The organism is Actinacidiphila oryziradicis (assembly GCF_005047355.1).
In the GTDB taxonomy this organism is placed as follows: Bacteria; Actinomycetota; Actinomycetes; order Streptomycetales; family Streptomycetaceae; genus Actinacidiphila; species Actinacidiphila oryziradicis.
Genome location: NZ_SUMC01000007.1, coordinates 41371 through 59808 on the forward strand (window position 1 = coordinate 41371; position 18438 = coordinate 59808).

At 67.8% G+C, this 18438-nt stretch carries 14 protein-coding genes; 9 read left to right on the top strand and 5 right to left on the bottom strand.

Annotated elements, in window-relative coordinates:
- The first annotated feature begins 70 nt into the window (after nt 1-70).
- From FCI23_RS09710 to FCI23_RS09740, 7 genes are all read left to right on the top strand, one after another.
- Complete coding sequence (locus tag FCI23_RS09710) at nt 71-745, top strand: FkbM family methyltransferase (protein WP_136723079.1); 675 nt, start codon at nt 71-73, stop codon at nt 743-745.
- Nucleotides 746-1328: 583 nt separating this feature from the next.
- Nucleotides 1329-1994 carry an SAM-dependent methyltransferase gene (locus FCI23_RS09715; RefSeq protein WP_136723080.1) on the top strand — a complete coding sequence of 222 codons (666 nt, stop codon included), beginning with the start codon at nt 1329-1331 and terminating at the stop codon, nt 1992-1994.
- 683 nt (nt 1995-2677) lie between these two features.
- The gene (locus tag FCI23_RS09720) at nt 2678-3907 is read left to right on the top strand and encodes a glycosyltransferase family 4 protein (RefSeq protein WP_246143599.1); all 1230 of its coding nucleotides are present in this window, start codon (nt 2678-2680) and stop codon (nt 3905-3907) included.
- Nucleotides 3904-5049, top strand: coding sequence for a glycosyltransferase family 4 protein (locus FCI23_RS09725; protein ID WP_246143602.1), 1146 nt, complete (start codon nt 3904-3906; stop codon nt 5047-5049). The genes FCI23_RS09720 and FCI23_RS09725 overlap by 4 nt, the downstream gene beginning before the upstream one ends.
- Before the next feature lie 153 nt (nt 5050-5202).
- Nucleotides 5203-6399 (top strand): glycosyltransferase, encoded by a 1197-nt coding sequence (locus FCI23_RS09730; protein ID WP_136723082.1) that lies wholly within the window; start codon nt 5203-5205, stop codon nt 6397-6399.
- A 122-nt stretch (nt 6400-6521) separates the two neighbouring features.
- A complete protein-coding gene (locus FCI23_RS09735; RefSeq protein ID WP_136723083.1) occupies nt 6522-7562 on the top strand; it encodes a glycosyltransferase family protein in 1041 nt (346 codons plus the stop codon).
- 2 nt (nt 7563-7564) lie between these two features.
- The gene (locus FCI23_RS09740) at nt 7565-9019 is read left to right on the top strand and encodes an oligosaccharide flippase family protein (RefSeq protein WP_169316745.1); all 1455 of its coding nucleotides are present in this window, start codon (nt 7565-7567) and stop codon (nt 9017-9019) included.
- Nucleotides 9020-9073: 54 nt separating this feature from the next.
- Here the strand turns inward: FCI23_RS09740 and FCI23_RS09745 are convergent, their stop codons facing one another.
- The 3 genes from FCI23_RS09745 to gmd form a co-directional block, all read right to left on the bottom strand.
- The gene (locus FCI23_RS09745) at nt 9074-10435 is read right to left on the bottom strand and encodes an O-antigen ligase family protein (protein WP_136723085.1); all 1362 of its coding nucleotides are present in this window, start codon (nt 10433-10435) and stop codon (nt 9074-9076) included.
- 100 nt (nt 10436-10535) lie between these two features.
- Nucleotides 10536-11435 carry a glycosyltransferase family 2 protein gene (locus FCI23_RS09750; RefSeq protein WP_246143603.1) on the bottom strand — a complete coding sequence of 300 codons (900 nt, stop codon included), beginning with the start codon at nt 11433-11435 and terminating at the stop codon, nt 10536-10538.
- A gap of 23 nt (nt 11436-11458) precedes the next feature.
- The gene (gene gmd, locus FCI23_RS09755; protein ID WP_136723086.1) at nt 11459-12490 is read right to left on the bottom strand and encodes a GDP-mannose 4,6-dehydratase; all 1032 of its coding nucleotides are present in this window, start codon (nt 12488-12490) and stop codon (nt 11459-11461) included.
- Between the two features lie 112 nt (nt 12491-12602).
- Between gmd and FCI23_RS09760 the strand changes: the two genes are divergently transcribed.
- Nucleotides 12603-14153, top strand: coding sequence for a polysaccharide biosynthesis tyrosine autokinase (locus FCI23_RS09760; RefSeq protein ID WP_246143609.1), 1551 nt, complete (start codon nt 12603-12605; stop codon nt 14151-14153).
- 352 nt (nt 14154-14505) lie between these two features.
- On the top strand, nt 14506-15459 hold the full coding sequence (locus FCI23_RS09765; protein ID WP_136723088.1) for a GDP-L-fucose synthase family protein: 954 nt from the start codon (nt 14506-14508) through the stop codon (nt 15457-15459).
- 16 nt (nt 15460-15475) lie between these two features.
- On the opposite strand, the gene FCI23_RS09770 is transcribed toward FCI23_RS09765, so the two are convergent.
- A complete protein-coding gene (locus FCI23_RS09770; protein ID WP_136723089.1) occupies nt 15476-16843 on the bottom strand; it encodes an L-serine ammonia-lyase in 1368 nt (455 codons plus the stop codon).
- Between the two features lie 303 nt (nt 16844-17146).
- The gene (locus tag FCI23_RS09775) at nt 17147-18421 is read right to left on the bottom strand and encodes a serine hydroxymethyltransferase (protein WP_136723090.1); all 1275 of its coding nucleotides are present in this window, start codon (nt 18419-18421) and stop codon (nt 17147-17149) included.
- Nucleotides 18422-18438 lie beyond the last annotated feature (17 nt).

The following is an 18438-nucleotide window of genomic DNA, read 5'->3' on the forward strand; positions in this document are numbered from 1 at the left end:
CCGGGTGTCCATCGGGCATCCCGCACGACGACCCGACGTACCCAAAGCGAATTGAGATGAGGTGTCGCAGATGCACATGGCAGGTCTCGCCCGGCGGATCACGCTGAAGACCACCAAGGTAGTCGTGCCACGGATCACCCGCGTCGTCCCACGGGGCGACATGGAACGGCTGGGCAGCCACTACGGCGGATGGTGGATCCCCACCGGCCTCCTCTCTCAGGACGCTGTCGTCTACGCGGCCGGCGTCGGCGAGGATGTCACGTTCGATCTGGCCCTGATCGAGCGGTTCGGCTGCAAGGTCTGGGCGATGGACCCCACACCGCGGTCGATCGCGTTCGCGGAACGGATCGCCGAGCCGCGGTGGAACTTCCTCCCGTTTGGGCTCTGGAAGGAGGACACCACCGTGCACTTCCATCCACCCGCCGACTCCGCACATGTCTCACACTCCGTGACGGAAGTACGCGGCATCGGCCCCGGCTTCGACGCTCAGTGCCGCACGCTGACCACACTTATGGCAACGCTGGGGCACGACCGGATCGACCTCCTGAAGATGGACATCGAAGGTGCGGAGGGGCCGGTGCTGGACCAGATGCTGGCCTGGGGGGTCCGCCCCCGGATCCTGTGCGTGGAGTTTGACGCGCCGGAGAGCCCCCGGACCCTTCTGCGCCGGCTGCGCCGCCTGGAGGACGCCGGGTACACGGTCCGGCGGACCGAAGGACGGAACTACACCTTGACGCACGGTTGAACCTGGCCGCTCCTCGGCCATCGGAATGGGAGGAGGCCGCGGCGCGCCCACTGTGGTGGCTCTCCATCGGGTACCTGGCTGCCGCTGAACGGGGGAATCCGCACGCGGCGAGTGTGGCAGATTGACCTCTCCTTCCGGTCGGTGAGCTCGCGACGGACGTCAACGACCACGTGCCCGCGTACGTGGCCTCGCGTACCGTGGAGAATGCTCGACACCGCGCGGAAACCGGTCAACGGCGCCTCGGTCGTGCTCGTCGGAGTGGCCTACAAACGGGGGATCGGCGATCTCCGGGAGTCGCCGGCGTTGGTGCCGTTGAGGCTCCAGGTGGAGAAGGCGACGATGCCCCGAAGTCCTGCGTGCCAACCCCGCTCGGAAATGCACCAGGGCAGAAGTCAATTTCCTGGCCAACGATCTGAGCAAGGCCACTGGCACGACCCTTCGTGTCCGAGTGAATCGTCGAACGCCAGCCCACGGTCGCCGTGCCTGGGGCAACCGGCCGGTGCTCCGCCGAACGAGTGGGATCTCTGCAGCCGGCAGTCGCAGGCGGTCATTTTCCTGTGGATGGTTGGCTAGCCTCGCGGGAATGTCGATCAAGAACAGGATCAGCGATCCCGGCCAGCCCGGATCGCTGGCTCATCGCGCTCGTGCCAGGCGCTGGGCGGAGTTGCAGAAGCGATTTCCTGCACTTGGTGAAATGCGGGTGCTCGACCTCGGCGGAGTACCCGAGTCCTGGCGGCTTGCGCCCGTCAGACCGGTTGAGGTGGTCACGGTCAACCTCGACTCTCGGATCCTGTCGGCTGACGAGCCGGGCGTGACTCCTCTGGTCGGGGACGCCTGCGCCCCACCAGTGCGGCTGCGCGCTGAGCGGTTCGACCTGGTCTACTCGAATTCTTTGTTCGAGCATGTTGGGGGTCATGCTAATCGACTGCGTCTCGCGGAGACAGTACACCGCATGTCCGGACGGCACTGGATCCAGACACCGAACCGGTATTTTCCGATCGAACCGCATTGGGTATTTCCCGGTTTCCAGTTCCTACCGGTGCGGGCTCGCGCCGAGGTTTCGCGCCACTGGCCCTTCGGAAATATCCGGTCGGCCAGTTTCGCCTCCGCCGTCGATGACGTGGCCTGGGTCGAACTGCTGAGTGCGACCGAGATGCGCCAGTATTTCCCCGATTCCGAGATCTGGCGCGAGCGGATCGCCGGGCTGCCGAAGTCACTCGTGGCGGTGTGTCAGGGTCTGAAGGGCTGATCGCCGTGGTCGCGGCCGACCGCGTCCCACGGACTCTTGGTCGCGTGGCTGTCCAAGCGAGGACGTGGAACTGCTTGGGGCGCACAATTTGGCGGCCAGCCTCGCATAGCGACGATGACTAGCGCCCGGCCGCGTTGTCGTCGGTCAGCACCGGGCTGGTTTCATCCTCCACCTTGCCGGAATCGGCCATCGTCCCGCTCCTCAGGTCGCCGATTCGCGCGATTTCTTACCTGAGACTTCTCAGGCGGCTCGTCACTGGGCGGTGATGAAGACGCTGGTTGGGGAAAGCAGCGGTAGCACGAAGGTGAGGACGTTGCGGCACGGTCATCGAAGGTGACGAGCACGCGAGCCGTGAGGGCGGCGCGGAGCTGGGCGTGTTGAGCCCGCGTGGTTCTCCCTCCGGCCCTGGTTGCCGCCGAACGAGGGAATATGCACCCGATCGGGGCGCAGAGCCACATAACGCCGCAGGATGCCTTATTTCATCTGATATACACAGTAACGGCGCTCGGTTCCTCCTCGCCAGTACTTCACCACTACCTGTCAGGTCGCCGGCGAACGGGAGAGCCTGGGGAGAATCCGGTCGAGTGCTGCGGTTCGGCAAAAAACGTGGTGGCGATCCATCTGGGTGGCCAGCTGGGAACCAACGAGGTCTTGAGCCGGGGCTGGAGGTTATTGCGATGCAGGTGCGTGAAGCGCGTGTAGGCGGCCTGCGGGTCGCAGTAGTGCACAGTTTCTACGGCTCGGGCAGCCCCAGTGGGGAGAACCAGGCGGTGGAAGCCCAGATGCAGGCTCTGGGCAGGGCAGGACACAGCCCGCGCCTTGTGGCAGCGCGCACTGACGAACTCGGCCGCGCGCCCCTGTACCCGCTGCGGGCTGCCGTCACCGTGACGTCCGGCCGCGGCCGATCCCCCCTTGCCGAATTGCGGAGACTGCGCCCGGACGTCGTTCACGTGCACAACCTCTTCCCCAACTTCGGGCGTACCTGGCTGTCGCACTGGTCCGGTGCGGTCGTCGTGACCGTGCACAACTACCGGCCGCTGTGCGCCGCCGGGACGCTCTATCGGGAGGGGGCAGCCTGCACCCGCTGCCCGGACGGCGACCGCTGGGCCGGGCTGCGTCACGGCTGCTACCGGGGTTCACGGATGGCCACTGCGCCGCTGGCCTGGGCCGGCCGTCGCGGGGCCGGGGCCAATCCGTTGCTCGACCGTGCGGACCGAGTCGTAGTGCTGTCCGATACGAGCCGTCAGATGTATCTGCGAACGGGGATCGCGCGGCACAAGCTCGTCCTCATCCCCAACTTCACCACCGACCTCGCCACGGCACCACAGCAGCCTGCCGGTACCGGGCTCGAACGCGACGCCAGGTGGGTCTTCGCTGGGCGGCTGTCCCCGGAGAAGGGCCTGTTGGAGCTGCTGCGCCTCTGGCCGGCCGACCAGCCACTGGATGTAGTGGGCGACGGGCCGCTGCTTGAGGACTGCCGCCGGGCCGCCCCTCAGGCGGTCCGTTTCCTGGGCACCCTGGACCACACAGAACTGCGCCGACGTCTGCCGTCCTGGCACGCACTGGTCTTCCCCAGCCGCTGGCTGGAGGGCGCTCCCCTCATTTACCCCGAGGCACTGGCCGCCGGGCTCCCGGTACTGGCGTTCGCCGGCTCAGCCGTCGCCAACGCGGTGCGCCTGCACGGCACGGGCACGGTTATCGGTTGGGACGACCCTTTGGACGCGGCGCTGTCCGATGCGGCCGAGCGCTTCCCTGGGCTGCGTCGCCACTGCCGGAACGTCTTCGAGCGGCACTACACGGAGCAGCAGTGGACCGCGCGCATCGAAGACGTCTACGCCGCCGTGATCGCTGCCCGCCAGGGCTCGGGTACCGGTCAGGACAGCACTCAGCTGAGAGGCCAGGAGACGCGGTGACTCCACGTCGAGTTCTCATCGTGCAGCCGTACATCCCGCAGTACCGGGTGCCGTTCTTCCAGCGACTCGCCGGCGACCTGCACGACCACGGCGTTCTGCTCACCGTCGCGCATGGCCGCCCGACCGGCTCCCAGGCCCGCCGCGGTGACATTGGAGCACTTCCGGGGGCCGTGCCCCTGCCACAGCACGCGTTCCGTCTGGGCGGCCGCACCATGCTGTGGCGGCGGTTGGGTGACCTCGCCCACCACTGCGACGCCGTGGTGTTGGAGCAGGCGCTTCACAATCTGGAGGCGTACCCGCTGCTGGCCAGTGCCCGGCTGCGCGGCGGTCCGGCCGTCTGCCTCTGGGGTCACGGTCGCACCTACGGTGACCGCCCGACGGCGGCGGAACGCGCTTTGAAGGACGCGCTCACGCGCCGCGCCGACTGGTTCTTCGCATACACCGACGCCGGGGCCCGGCATGTCGTTCGCGGCGGGCTGCCCGCCGAGCGCGTCACGGTCGTGCGCAATTCCGTTGACACCGCCTCGATCGCCGCCGCCCTCGCCCGGATCACGCCGGGGCAGGTGCTGGCCTTCCGTGCCCGCTACGGTCTCACCGCCGGCCGTACCGCCCTCTTCCTCGGCGGCTTGGATGCGCCGAAACGGATTCCCTTCCTGATCGCGGCAGCCGAGCTGACGGCCCGCAGGCTGCCCGGATTTCGGCTGCTCGTGGCCGGGGACGGCGCGCATCGCGGACTCGTCGAGCAGGCAGCCGCCCGGCCCGGCTCGCCAGTGATCCGCCTCGGGCCGGTTACCGACGCGGAAGGCAAGGCTCTGCTGGGCGCCGCGGGCGACGTGCTGCTCATGCCCGGTGCGGTGGGGCTGGCAGCAGTGGACTCCCTGGCACTGTCCACTCCCATGATCACCACCCCCTGCGCGGCGCATGGCCCCGAGTTCGACTACCTCCAACACGACCGCAATGCACTCATCGTCCCCGGTGGGGAAGCCGAATTTGCAGATGAGGTGGTCTCCCTGCTCGCCGACCCCGGCCGGCTCTCGGCGCTCCGTCGGGCGGCCCGCGAGGACGCACGCCACTACTCGGGGGAGGTCATGAGCGCCCGTTTCACCGGCGGACTGCTGCGGTTGATCGGCACAGGGAACTGAGCTACCCGGCAATCGGGTGTTGCCGCACATTCCGCTCGGGCGAGGTCACTTCAACACGCGGGCAGATATGAGACATCCACAGGAAAACCGCTGCTAGCGTGCGCATTATGTCTGAATTGTGTCACAGGGGTTCCCCGTAGCCGGATCGCCGCAGTGGCAGCCGTTCTGGTCCGGCCCTATACGTGGCACCAGCCGCGCTACACCCAGGAGGCATCGATGGATCAGGGGCTTGCCCAGGGCTCCGTGCGTGTCCTGCACGTGCTCAACGAACTGCGGGCCTCCGGCGCCGAATTGATGCTGCACAGCGCTGCCACGGAATGGAAGAAGCACGGCGTTGAAGCACACCTTCTTGCAGTGGCCCCGACCGTCGGCACCTTCGCGGACAGATTGCGCGTGGCCGGCTATCGCGTCGCCCATGAATTGGATGATCCGCTCTGGCGCCTCCCCGCTCGATTCCGGCGCCGCGTGGCAGCCGGCAGGTACGACGTGGTCCACCTGCACGCCGAACGGGGGAGTTTCTGGCTCGGTTTGGCCGCGCTCAGCACCGGAGCCACAGTCGTTCGTACCGTACACAATGCGTTCGGATTCCGTGGCCTTCTGCGAGTGCAGCGTGCAGTGCAACGTGGAGTGCTCAGGTCGGCCGGTGTGGTCCATGTCTGCGTCGGTCCCAGCGTCGCGGACAATGAACGTGGCACCTTCGGCAACCCGGCGGAAGTTGTTGAGAATTGGTATGACGAGATGTTCGTGCCGCCGACACTGCAACAACGTGCAGTGGCACGGACGGAGCTGGGGCTGGACGATAGAGACCTCGTGGCCGTCAGTGTGGGTAACTGCTCCCCGGTCAAACGCCACGAAGCGGTACTGGAGGCAATGGTGCACCCGGACTGCCCCCCGCACCTGAAGTACGTGCACGTCGGCGAGGAGGTGGCGGCGCGGGACGAGCGCCGGCTCTCCGAACGGCTGGGCGTCGCTGATCGGGTGCGCTTCCTGGGACAGACTCACCCATTGGCCGCGTTGCACGCCGCGGATGTGTTTGTCATGCCGTCCGTGTACGAGGGCCTGAGTATCGCCGCAGTAGAAGCGCTCGCTACAGGACTCCCGGCAGTTCTGACGGACGCTCCGGGGCTCCGGGACCTAGCGGAGGACAACTCGGCCGTGACGCTGATCGACATCACTCCGGGGGGCTTCGCCAAGGCGATCGGCCAGGCCGCACGCTTGTCCGCGGGAAGGCACCGTGATGGCGTTCCGCGGGACGTTGACGCGGTCCGGAACCGGTTCGGCATGGGGCGCGGCGTGGCACAGTACGTCGACATCTACCGGCGCACGTGGGGGCCTCCTCGCCGCTCCTGAACAGATCCCCAGTGACCTCATGTGCTGCTTCGCAACAATGCAGACCACCCATGAAAGGGTGATTCGCCATCGACGCCCCCGTCGTGCTGCACCTCAGTAATCAGGCTACCTGCGGTCCGAATATGGAGTTCGCCCGTGCTTTCGCCCGCCTTGCAGCCGACGGCTTGCTTGTCCATGTGCCGGTCGCGGCACAGGCCTTGCTGCGGGAAACCGACCGTGAGACTGCACTGCACATCATGCGACGGACGGCTCGGAAAGTTGCCCCGGATCTGGTTTTTGTCCAGTCCCCGCATGGGTTCCCCTGGACGGCCGAGGTGGTCGGCGCACTCCTGGGTGACATCGGTTCACCTCCGGTCGTCTACTGGGAGGGCGATGCCTGGGGCGGCCGCAAGCAGTTGAACGCGAGTTCCGCCGCTTGGCTCAGCCATGCCGACCATGTCTTCAGCGTCGCAATTGGTGAGCAGGCCGCCTTATTGGGTCGCTACGCCAGAGCCGCCGTACGCTATGTGCCGAACGTGCTGCCCAGTCACCTAATGGACGCAGACGGGGAATCCGTGCCCGAACCGGGGCAGGCCACGCTCGATGTCGCCCTGATCGGCAGCTGCTACGTCCGGTTCGGAATCCTGGAACGCGTGGACGGAGCCGGGGAACGGCACCGCCTCACACGTCGGCTTTGCTCGCTCCCGAATTGCCGCGTGGCACTGTACGGACACGGCTGGCGTGGCCCGGCGGCCCAGGGGCCAGTCGCGTACAACCGACAGCCCGCCGCGTTGCGCAACGCACGGATCAGCGTCGGGTGGGACCACTACCGTCGCTACACGGGCTACTTCTCCGACCGTCTTCCGATCAGTATGTATGCGGGCAGAGTGCATGTTTCCTCCCGACCCCCTGAAGCCGCCTGGCTCCCCGACCGGGACAGTGGACTGCACCTGGTGGACAGCCCCGCGGAGGCAGTGGACCGGGTTCGTGAGCTTCTCCTCGGAGATCCCCGGGAACTGCACGCCGCTGGCTTGCGCGCCCATCGCTGGGTGAGGGATCGGCTCACTGACCTCCACGCTCTGCAATACATGCTGGGTGGTGAATTGTCAGCACTGCCCACGCCTCCCAAGGACCCCTGGCTTGCGGTATCCGAACTCACCCCCCGCCTGCAGGCCGCCGTATGAATGTGGCCGATCGGGATCGTGCGCAGCCCCACGCAGCCCGCTCGGTCATCGCCAGTCTGGGCTGGAACTACGTCGGCGCCACGGTGGCCGTGCCGCTCCAACTCGCCTACACGGCTTACACCGGACGTACGGTGGCTCTCAGTTCCTTCGGCTCCTACGCCATCGCGCTGACGATGGTCCAACTCGTCGGATTCTTCGCCAACGCCGGACTGTCCGCCCACCTTCTCCGAGCCGAGCGGCTCACCCTCCAGACCGTGCGCGCGGCCAGGCATCTGAGTGTGGTCTCCGGCGTCATCGGATTCGCTCTCATCGAAACAGTGGCGCCGATCTGCGGGGCGTTGTGGCGGATGCCCGAGCTCATTCCGTTCATGCGTCTGCTGGGGTACCAATTCCTGTTCCAGCCCGTCGTCACTGTCACAATCGCCGTGCTGCGCCGTGCCGGCCGGGCCCGTGCCGCCGTAACCGCCGAGGTAGCAGGCCAGTCGACGGGCTTCGCCGTGAGCGTGTTGCTTCTGGCCTGCGGGTGGAACCCGCTTGGGCTGGCCGCTGCCCAGCCCGCCTCCGCAGTCGCGTCACTTACCGTCGCCACGTTGTGGCTTCACCGGTGTGCGCTTTCCAGTGGACCACCAGTAGGGGCACGGGACCTTCTGGCGCCATCTGGGTTCCTCGCCGGTTACAGCCTGGTTCAGTTCGTCACCAACAGTGTTCCGATGTGGGTCGCGGGCCGGTTGTTCGGGCCCGGTACCACCGGGTCCTACTCCCGTGCTGCTCTCCTCACCGGGTTGCCCCTCACGTTCCTGGCCCAAGGGCTGGTCTGGGCAGCCACCCCGGCACTCGCGGAACGGCAAGGACTGGGCATTCCTCTGGGCCGCTCGGTGGAGCACACGCTTTGCATGGCTTCGGCCACAGCTTTCATCGGCTTCGGCGCGATGGCCGGGTTCGGGCCCGCCGCGCTCAGCCTGTTGCTCGGGCCGGGCTGGGGGGCGGCCGCAGCGCTGGTGCCCATGCTCGCGCTAGGCGCGGCCATGGCTCTGCTGTGCTCTTTCGGTGGTTCCATCGACCAGGTGCGCGGCGCGCCGCGTGCTTTGATCGGGACGCAACTCGCTGTCATGACCGCCACTGCGGCCGGCGTTGTCGCGGCCGCTGCGTTGCACAGCATCGTCGTGCTGGCCGGGGCGGCAGCGGCCGGGCAGGCTGTGGGACATCTGTCTCAGCTGATGCGCTGGCATCGCAGCGGCCTGCTGCGCGTGGGTGTCGCCTTGCGTATGCATCTGATCCATGCCGCCGTCGGCGCGGCACTCGGTGGGACGGCCGCTCTGGGTGCCGACGGCCGGTCTCGAACGGCTGCTGTGATGTGCAGCCTCGCGGCGATGCTGCCAGTCGTTGTTGGCTGCGCGCTCTTGCGGCGACGGCTGCCCCTGTACGCGGCAGCCGTCGCCGTTGGACTGAACCGATAGTTGTCTGGCATCTGGCATCCGGACCGCGGTGGGTACCGACCAGGCGGGTTCTGATCATTGTCGCATGGCGTCGGGAGGAAGAGCGTCAGCGTAGGACGGGACGTCGGAACGAGAGGTGATCGGGCTCGTCCGGTCCGTCGGCTCGGTCACAGTCGTCGCGCTGAGTACGCCTCTGCGGGCGCGCCACAGGCAGAAGCCGAGCAGCACTCCTTGTTCCATGGAGGCGGCGAAGGACACGAAGAACACCAGTTGGCCCACGATCATCAAACGCAGAGCCAGGACGGCGTATCCACTGCGGATGAGTTGGCGCCAGATCAGGACATACAGCACCACCAGCACCATGAGACCGATCAGGCCCAGACGCAACACGACGTGCAGGTAGTAGTCGTGCGGGGAAACGGCGACGAGTGCGCCCTTGATGTAGCGGTCGTATCCGGATCCGAAGGGGCCCCCGGTCAGCCACTGCACCAGCGAGCGTGGCTCGTTCAGCAGATCCTGCCATCCGAGCACCCGCCAGGCGAACGTGCTGTGATCCCCCTGGGTCTCCGCCGCCGAGTCACTGAGTACGCCCCCGATCCTGCCGAAGGCGCCGACTGCGAACGCAAGCGCTGTCATGGACAGCGCAGTGGCTCCTGCGACCGCGGAGGTGATGCGTTGTCCGGCCCTGACTGGACGTAGCGCCCACCAGGTAACGGCCATGGCTCCACCTGCCATCCAGACGCTGCGCTGCTGCAGCAGGATGATGAAAGCCAGAAGCACCGCAGCCCCGAGGAGCTTGCCGCGGCGTCGCAGGGCAGTGGCCGTTCGGTCAGCCCCGAGTGGGCACATCAGCAGGGCAGCACCTTGGACCAGAACAAGGGCGGCGGCCGCGGGGACCGGCCGTGGGTCCACCTCCACGCCGCCAACGGTGACATGAGCAGTGACCGGATGCAGGCCGATGGATGCCCAGCCGACCAGGCACAACACGGCGTAAGCGGCGACGGACGCCAACCAGGTTCTGGTTACGGCTCGGTCCAGGGCAGCGCTCAGGGGCGTAGTGGCGACGTACAAGGCAGCGGCGAGAACACACCAGAAGGCGCCCCGACCGTCGTTTCCGACCGCCTGCAGGCCAAATGTGGCGATACCGCGCGCAGCGGACCACCCGGCAAGGGCAATCAGGATCAGTAGAGGCAGCATTCCGGCCCGGGCCGGTAGACCGTGGCGCAGCAGGCGTGCGACTCCGATACAGAACGCGCAGATGGCCAGGGCATCGGCGGGATAGATACTGACGCCGAGGCTCATGGCGGGTAGCTGGCCCCCAGCCGCCACCGTCCAGACCTGGACGCCCAGCAGCAATCCGACACCGATCGTGCTGTGCCGGGCCATAACCCACAGCAGGTTGCCTGCGAGTGTCAATCCGACGAGCAGTAACAGCAAGGTGTCTGGGCTGACAGGAAGGGGTCGCACCGTGAATCCGTCCAGGTGTCGAGGGGAAAGCGCCGAAATTGGGCGACGTACGCCGGGACCGCCGACGAGGTCAGCCGGAGCGTCGGCCGTGGGCACGACGCACGGCGGAGCGCAGCACGGCCGTCACATATGGGGAGCAGAAGAAGAGCGGGGCCCAGGGACCCAGATGGCGGCGGCAGTAGCGCCACCACGGGCCCGGCGGCTGTTCGCGTACCGATGCCCGGCGGCGCAGTGCGGTATACGGTCCGATGCCGACCTCTCTGGAGGAACCGCGGGCATGCGGTGGGTGGTTGTCGCAGACGCCGAGGTGACCGGGGGCCAGGAATACGGGAACACCGGCCTGACGGGCTCGAAGCCCGTAGTCGCTGTCGCCCATGCGATGCGGGAACACTTGGTCGATTTCTCCCAGGATGTGCCTCGCGGCGGCGGTGACCAGAACCACGTTTCCGTTGAAGGTGTCGCACGTCTGCGGCTGGCAGGGGTCCGGTTCGAGCGGTTCCAGGCCCGGTGCACGAAGGCGTGTGTGAACCAACCGGAAGCCGCTGTACGTGGTGCAGGTGCCGTCGCTGGAACGCATGGCACCGGCGACGACGACCGGTTGCTCCACGGGGGTGGCGGTACACAGCAGGACGCAGAGGGCCTGGGGATCGAGAAGGACGTCGTCGTTGAGCCACAGCACGTGGGCGTCCGGGTCTGCCTTCGCTGCGGCGATGACGGTGCCGGTACCCCAGAAGACATCCTGTCCCGCGCTGATCACATCGACGTCCGGGAAGGCGGATCGTACCGCCGCAGCGGTACCGTCGCTGCTGCCGGCATCGACGAGATGGACGGTGAAGGTGGTGCCGTCCGGAAGCCCGGTCTGGGCGTGCAGCGATGAGAGAGCCGCGATGGTCTGGTTCCTGCGGTTGTGGCAGGTCATCAGGACGGCGATGTTCCGCACCGCCGCCTCGGTCCGGGCCGGCGTCCTCACGGCGGGCTCCGGGGTCGGCCGGCTCACCGCATGACCAGAGCGGGTTCAACCGACGGCTCGTCGGGCCCTGGGGCCTGCAGGATTGCGTTGAGCTCGGCGTCGACCATCAGCCTGGCCAGCTCCGGCGCGCGCACCGTCGGCCGCCAGCCCAGTACCCGTTCCGCCTTGGACGCGTCGCCGACCAGGTCGTCGACCTCGGTCGGGCGCAGGTAGCGGTCATCGAAGCGGACGTGGTCGCGCCAGTCGAGGCCCGTGTGGGCGAAGCACTCCTCGACGAAGTCGCGCACGCTGTAGCTGGTGCCGGTGGCGATGACGAAGTCGTCCGGCTCGTCCTGCTGCAGCATGCGCCACATTGCCTCGACGTACTCCGGGGCGTAGCCCCAGTCGCGGCGGGCGTCGAGGTTGCCGAGGTAGAGCTCGTCCTGCAGGCCGGCTTTGATGCGGGCGGCGGCCATGGCCACCTTCCGGGTGACGAAGGTGGGTCCGCGGCGAGGTGACTCGTGGTTGAACAGGATGCCGTTGACGGCGTAGATGCCGTATGCCTCCCGGTAGTTCCGGGTGACCCAGTAGGCGTAAACCTTGGCCACCCCGTAGGGCGAGCGAGGGTGGAAGGCGGTGCCCTCGTGCTGGGGCGGCGGTGTCGCGCCGAACATCTCGGAGCTGGAGGCCTGATAGAAGCGGCAGGGCAGGTTGATCGCCCGGATGGCCTCAAGCAAACGGGTGGTGCTCAGCCCGGTGGTGTTGCCGGTGAATTCCGGCTCGTCGAAGGAGACCCGGACGTGTGACTGGGCGGCGAGGTGATAGACCTCATCGGGCCGTACCTGCTCCAGCAGGCCGGCGATCCGGGTGCCGTCCGTGAGGTCGCCGTAGTGGAGGAACAGACATGCTCCGGGGTCGTGCGGGTCACGGTAGAGGTGCTCGATGCGGTGCGTATTGAAGGTGGAGGCGCGGCGGACAATCCCGTGCACCTGGTAGCCCTTCTGCAGCAGTAGCTCCGCGAGGTAGGAACCGTCCTGGCCGGTGATGCCGGTGATGAGCGCCGTCTTGACTGTCACACGCACTCCCTGCTGATGAGTTGTCAGGTGGGGCTCCGTCAGGCTACGGACCCGGTGGACCAAAGATGAGTATTACGACTATATGTCGCGTTTATTCGTTTTGGATCATAAGGTGTGGATCCATACCCACTGGCTCCGACCGGGGACGGACATCTTGGATCTGCGCGACTACCTACGGCTCCTCTCTCGCCGCTGGCGGATCATCGCCGCGCTGACCCTGCTGGGCACGGGGCTCGGCGTACTGGCCACCTACGCCGCCACGCCCGAGTACCGGGCCAGCACCACGCTCTTTGTCTCCATGCAGAACGGGGCCGACACCGCCCAGCTGAACCAGGGGAACGTCTTCACCCAAGCGCGGGTCCAGTCCTACGCGAAGATGGCTGCCAGTCCTTTTGTGACCCGGACCGTCATCGCGACGCTGAAACTCGACATGACGTCGGCCCAACTGGCGAGCAAAATCTCCGCCTCCGCGCAGCCCGACACGGTGCTGCTCCGGATCACTGTCACCGACACCAATCCGGACCGGGCGGCGCTGCTCAGCAACACCGTCGCCGGCTGCTTCGCCGACATGGTCAGTGAGCTGGAGCGGCCGGTCGCCGCGGAGGACTCCCCGGTGAGACTGAGTGTCACCGAGCGCGCCTCCACGCCCACCGCACCGTCCTCCCCCCGCCCTGTCGTGAATCTCGCGCTCGGTCTGCTGTCCGGGCTGGCCCTCGGGGCGGGTTGTGCGGTCCTGCGCGAGTCGCTGGACACCTCGGTACGCACCAACCAGGCTCTGAGCGCCTTGATGACCAAGGTCGGCGGGCCTCCGGTTCTCGGCAGCATCGTGCACGACCCGCGCAATGCCCGGCATCTGGTGGCCGCGCGGCATGACACGCATGGCCTGCGAGCCGAAGGTTTCCGGCAGCTGCGTACCAACCTTCGGTTCGTGGACGTTGACCGGGCGCCCAAGGTGATCGCGGTGACCAGTGCCCTGCCCGGAGAGGGCAAGACCAGTGTCACGGTCAACCTGGCCGCCGCGATGGCGGAGGCAGGTGCCAAGGTGTGCCTGGTTGAGACCGACCTGCGCCGCCCCAACGTGGCCCGGGCTCTCGGCCTCGTCGGAGATGCCGGGCTGACGTCCTGTTTGATCGGCCAGGCAGACGTGCGGCAGGTGCTGCAATCCACCGGCACGTTCACCGTGCTGACCAGTGGGGCGGTGCCGCCCAATCCGGCTGAACTACTGGGCAGTGAGCAGTTCAGCTCCGTGCTGGCCACTCTTTCGGAGGAGTTCGACCACGTCCTGATCGACACGTCCCCGGTGCTCCCTGTCGCGGATACCTCGGCGATGGCCCCCGTTGTGGACGGTTACGTGTTGGTGGTGCGCGCTGCCCGCACCAGCCGTACCCAGGTTACCGCCGCTCTGGACACCCTTCGGCGTGGTGGTACTCCCGTACTGGGCACGATCTTCAATATGGCTTCGCAGAAGGGCGACGAACAGGCTTACAGCTATGCGTACACCTACCGGCCGCAGCGCCATACGACCGGTGGATTCCTTCGGCTGCTGCGCAATGAGGGGCGGTTGACGCCGGACGAACCCGCGGCCGGTCACAGTGCGTCACAGATGCAGCCGGCGGGAGTGGAAACCGTCGGGAGCGACGAGCCCCGGCGGTCCGGCTGGTAACCCATGAGTGACTGTCCCTCCAGCTGCCGTAGGTCCGACCTCAGTAAGAGGCCGCGCGAATAGGTGGGGTGGAGGAAGGAGCGGGGCGAGGGGCAAGTCTGGCAAGGCGGAGGTGGGGGCACCTCCTGGGGGCCCTCCCGGCCGAAGGCTGGGGGAGAGTCGTCGACCGACACCGACGGCAACACTTCCAGACGCCCCCGCCGACGGAGTTGGCTGATGGCACAGCTCGGCACGCGACGCCGCCCCACCTATTTGCGCGGCCTCTAAATCCGCTAAATCCGCGGACCGGTTTGAGGAAACGAGTGTGATGTTGGATCTGCAAGGGCGACTCGAGGACGGCGCAAGTCCTGCCATGACGGATGAGCAGGTCTGGCTGCCGCCCCGCGCCCGCATTTTCGTGGCGGGCCACAGCGGTCTGGTCGGGTCGGCGGTCACCCGCAGGCTCACCGCCGACGGTCATGAGGTGATCACCCGTGGCCGCGGCGAACTCGATCTGCGCGACGCCGCGCGGACCGGGAGATTCCTGGCGGACGTCCGCCCGGACGCGGTGGTGCTGGCCGCCGCGAAGGTCGGCGGCATCATGGCCAACAGCACCTTCCCTGTGCCGTTCATCGAGGACAATCTGCGCATCCAGCTGAGCGTGATCGCGGGTTCGTACGCCGCCGGAGTCGGCCGGCTGCTCTTCCTCGGGTCGTCCTGCATCTACCCGAAGCTCGCCGCCCAGCCGATCCGCGAGGAAGCGCTGCTCACCGGCCCGCTGGAGCCGACCAACGAAGCGTACGCGCTCGCCAAGATCGCCGGCATCGTCCAGATCCAGTCCTACCGGCGGCAGTACGGCGCCTCGTACATCTCCGCGATGCCGACCAATCTCTACGGACCGGGTGACAACTTCGACCTCCAGACCTCGCACGTCCTGCCCGCCCTGATCCGCCGCTTCCACGAGGCGAAGCACGACGGAGCGGCCGAGGTGACCCTGTGGGGCTCGGGTACCCCGCGCCGCGAATTCCTGCACGTCGACGACCTCGCCGCGGCCTGTGTGCTGCTACTGCGGAACTACGACGGCGACGCACCGGTCAACGTCGGCTGCGGTGAAGACTTGACGATCCGTGAGCTTGCCGAGACAGTACGGGCCGTCGTCGGATACGGCGGCCGCATCGCCTGGGACACATCCAGGCCCGACGGCACGCCGAGAAAGCTTCTGGACATCTCCCGCCTCACCGCGCTCGGCTGGAAGCCGGCCGTCGCACTGCGCGAGGGGATCGCCGCCGTCTACGCGGACTGGCAGGCACGACCGGCCCCGAAATGATCACTTGTCGCCGGGCTCAGCATTCGATGACGTTGACCGCGAGGCCGCCCCGCGAGGTCTCCTTGTACTTGACCTTCATGTCGGCGCCGGTCTCCTTCATGGTCTTGATGACCTTGTCGAGAGACACATGGTGGCGGCCGTCGCCGCGCATGGCCATCCTGGCGGCGGTGATGGCCTTGACGGCGGCCATGCCATTGCGCTCGATGCAGGGGATCTGGACCAGCCCGCCGACGGGGTCGCAGGTGAGACCGAGATTGTGCTCCATGCCGATCTCGGCGGCGTTCTCGACCTTCTCGGGGGATCCGCCGAGCACTTCGGCGAGGGCGCCGGCGGCCATGGAACAGGCGGAGCCGACTTCGCCCTGGCAGCCCACTTCGGCGCCGGAGATGGATGCGTTCTCCTTGAAGAGCATGCCGATTGCGCCGGCGGCGAGGAGGAAGCGGACGATACCGTCCTCGTCGGCGCCGGGGATGAAGTTCATGAAGTAGTGGAGGACGGCGGGGATGATGCCGGCGGCGCCGTTGGTGGGGGCGGTGACGACACGGCCGCCGGCGGCGTTCTCCTCGTTGACGGCCATGGCGTAGAGGGTGACCCACTCCATCGCGCGGGGCAGGGCGTCGCCTTCGGCGCGGAGCTGGCGGGCGGTGTTGGCGGCGCGGCGGCGGACTTTGAGACCGCCGGGGAGGATGCCTTCGCGGGCGAGGCCGCGGGAGACGCAGTCCTGCATGACGGACCAGATTTCGAGGAGGCCGTCGCGGATCTCGGCTTCGGTGCGCCAGGCCTTTTCGTTCTCGAGCATAAGGGCGGATATGGACAGCCCGGTGTCGCGGGAGAGACGCAGGAGTTCGTCGCCGGTGCGGAAGGGGTGGCGCAGGACGGTGTCGTCGAGCTTGATGCGGTCCTCTCCGACGGCATCGTCGTCGACGACGAAGCCGCCGCCGACGGAGTAGTAGGTCTTTTCGAGCAGCGGGACGCCGGCGGAGTCGTAGGCGAAGAGGGTCATGCCGTTGGCGTGGTACGGCAGGGAGCGGCGCCGGTGCAGGATCAGATCGGTGTCGGCGGAGAATTGGATCTCGTGCTCGCCCAGGAGGCTGAGACGGCCGGTGGAGCGGATGCGGGCGACCTGGTCGTCGGCGGTCTCGACGTCGACGGTGCGCGGGGAGTTGCCGGCGAGGCCCAGGAGGACGGCTTTGGGGGTGCCGTGGCCGTGGCCGGTGGCGCCGAGGGAGCCGAAGAGCTCGGCGCGGACGGACGAGGTGTGAGCGAGGGCGCCCTCGTTCTTGAGCCGGCGGGCGAACATACGGGCGGCCCGCATCGGGCCGACGGTGTGGGAGCTCGACGGGCCGATGCCGATCGAGAACAGGTCGAAGACCGAGATGGCCACGGTGCGCCTCCTGCGGGGTTCGGGGGTGTTCCCGCTCGCCCGTCCGTCCGCTGTTGTTTGACCGCGAGGTCACCGCCTCTGGTGGCCGGTGACGAGCCGTTGCCGGCACGCGGTGGTGGGGTTGGTTCGGCTGAGCGCCGGACGGGCTTGATGGCGCGGGCGCGGGCGCGGGTTGATGTTGGCCGATCGGTCGATCGGTCGGTCGGTCCGGGGGCGTCGGGCGGTGCTTTGGCGTCGCGCCCCGCTGGGCCGTCCGGGGCTCCGGGGGCGCCGGGACTCGGCGTCCCCGGAGCCCGGGCAGCGTTACTTCTTCAGGTCCGGGTACAGCGGGTGCTTGGCCGCGAGCGCGGAGACCCGGGCGCCGAGCGCCTTGGCCCGGTCCGCGTCGAAGCCGGGGGTGAGGGTCTCGGCGATGATGTCGGCGACCTCGTGGAAGTCCTCGGTCCGGAAGCCGCGGGTGGCCAGGGCCGGGGTGCCGATGCGGAGGCCGGAGGTGACCATCGGGGGACGGGGGTCGTTGGGGACGGCGTTGCGGTTGACCGTGATGCCGACCTCGTGGAGGCGGTCCTCGGCCTGCTGCCCGTCGAGTTCGCTGTCGCGGAGATCGACGAGGACCAGGTGGACGTCGGTGCCGCCGGAGAGCACCGAGACGCCGGCCTCGGCGAGATCGGGCCGGCCCAGGCGCTCGGCGAGGATCTTCGCGCCTTCCAGGGTGCGTAGCTGGCGGTCCTTGAAGTCCTCGGTGGCCGCGACCTTGAAGGCCACCGCCTTCGCCGCGATGACATGCTCCAGCGGGCCGCCCTGCTGGCCGGGGAAGACCGCGGAGTTGATCTTCTTGGCGAGTTCGGCCCTGGACAGGATGACGCCGCCGCGCGGGCCGCCGAGGGTCTTGTGGGTGGTAGTGGTGACCACGTCCGCGTACGGCACGGGGGAGGGGTGCAGCCCGGCCGCGACCAGGCCCGCGAAGTGCGCCATGTCGACCATGAGGTAGGCGCCGACCTCGTCGGCGATCCGCCGGAAGGCCGGGAAGTCCAGCTGGCGCGGGTAGGCGGACCAGCCGGCGACGATCATCTTGGGCCGGTGCTCCCGGGCGAGGCGCTCGACCTCCTCCATGTCGACCAGACCGCTGTCGGCGTCGACATGGTAGGGGACGACGTTGTAGAGCTTGCCGGAGAAGTTGATCTTCATACCGTGGGTGAGATGCCCGCCGTGGGCGAGACTCAGGCCCAGGATGGTGTCGCCGGGGGAGAGCAGCGCGAACATCGCGGCGGCGTTGGCCTGCGCGCCGGAGTGCGGCTGTACGTTGGCGTGCTCGGCGCCGAACAGTGCCTTCACGCGGTCGATGGCGAGCTGCTCGATGACGTCGACATGCTCGCAGCCGCCGTAGTAACGGCGGCCGGGGTAGCCCTCGGCGTACTTGTTGGTGAGCACCGATCCCTGGGCTTCGAGCACGGCGACCGGCGCGAAGTTCTCGGAGGCGATCATTTCGAGGGTGGACTGCTGGCGGTGGAGCTCGGCGTCGACGGCGGCGGCGACGTCGGGGTCGAGCTCGTGCAGGGAGCTGTTCAGGAGCGACATGGGTCCGTCCGAAATAA

Excerpts from the sequence above, each read along its gene's own strand:
- FCI23_RS09710 (WP_136723079.1), top strand. The coding sequence starts at position 71 with ATGCACATGGCAGGTCTCGCCCGGCGGATCACGCTGAAGACCACCAAG.
- FCI23_RS09715 (WP_136723080.1), top strand. The coding sequence starts at position 1,329 with ATGTCGATCAAGAACAGGATCAGCGATCCCGGCCAGCCCGGATCGCTG.
- FCI23_RS09735 (WP_136723083.1), top strand. The coding sequence starts at position 6,522 with ATGGAGTTCGCCCGTGCTTTCGCCCGCCTTGCAGCCGACGGCTTGCTT.
- FCI23_RS09765 (WP_136723088.1), top strand. The coding sequence starts at position 14,506 with ATGACGGATGAGCAGGTCTGGCTGCCGCCCCGCGCCCGCATTTTCGTG.
- FCI23_RS09775 (WP_136723090.1), bottom strand. The coding sequence starts at position 18,421 with ATGTCGCTCCTGAACAGCTCCCTGCACGAGCTCGACCCCGACGTCGCC.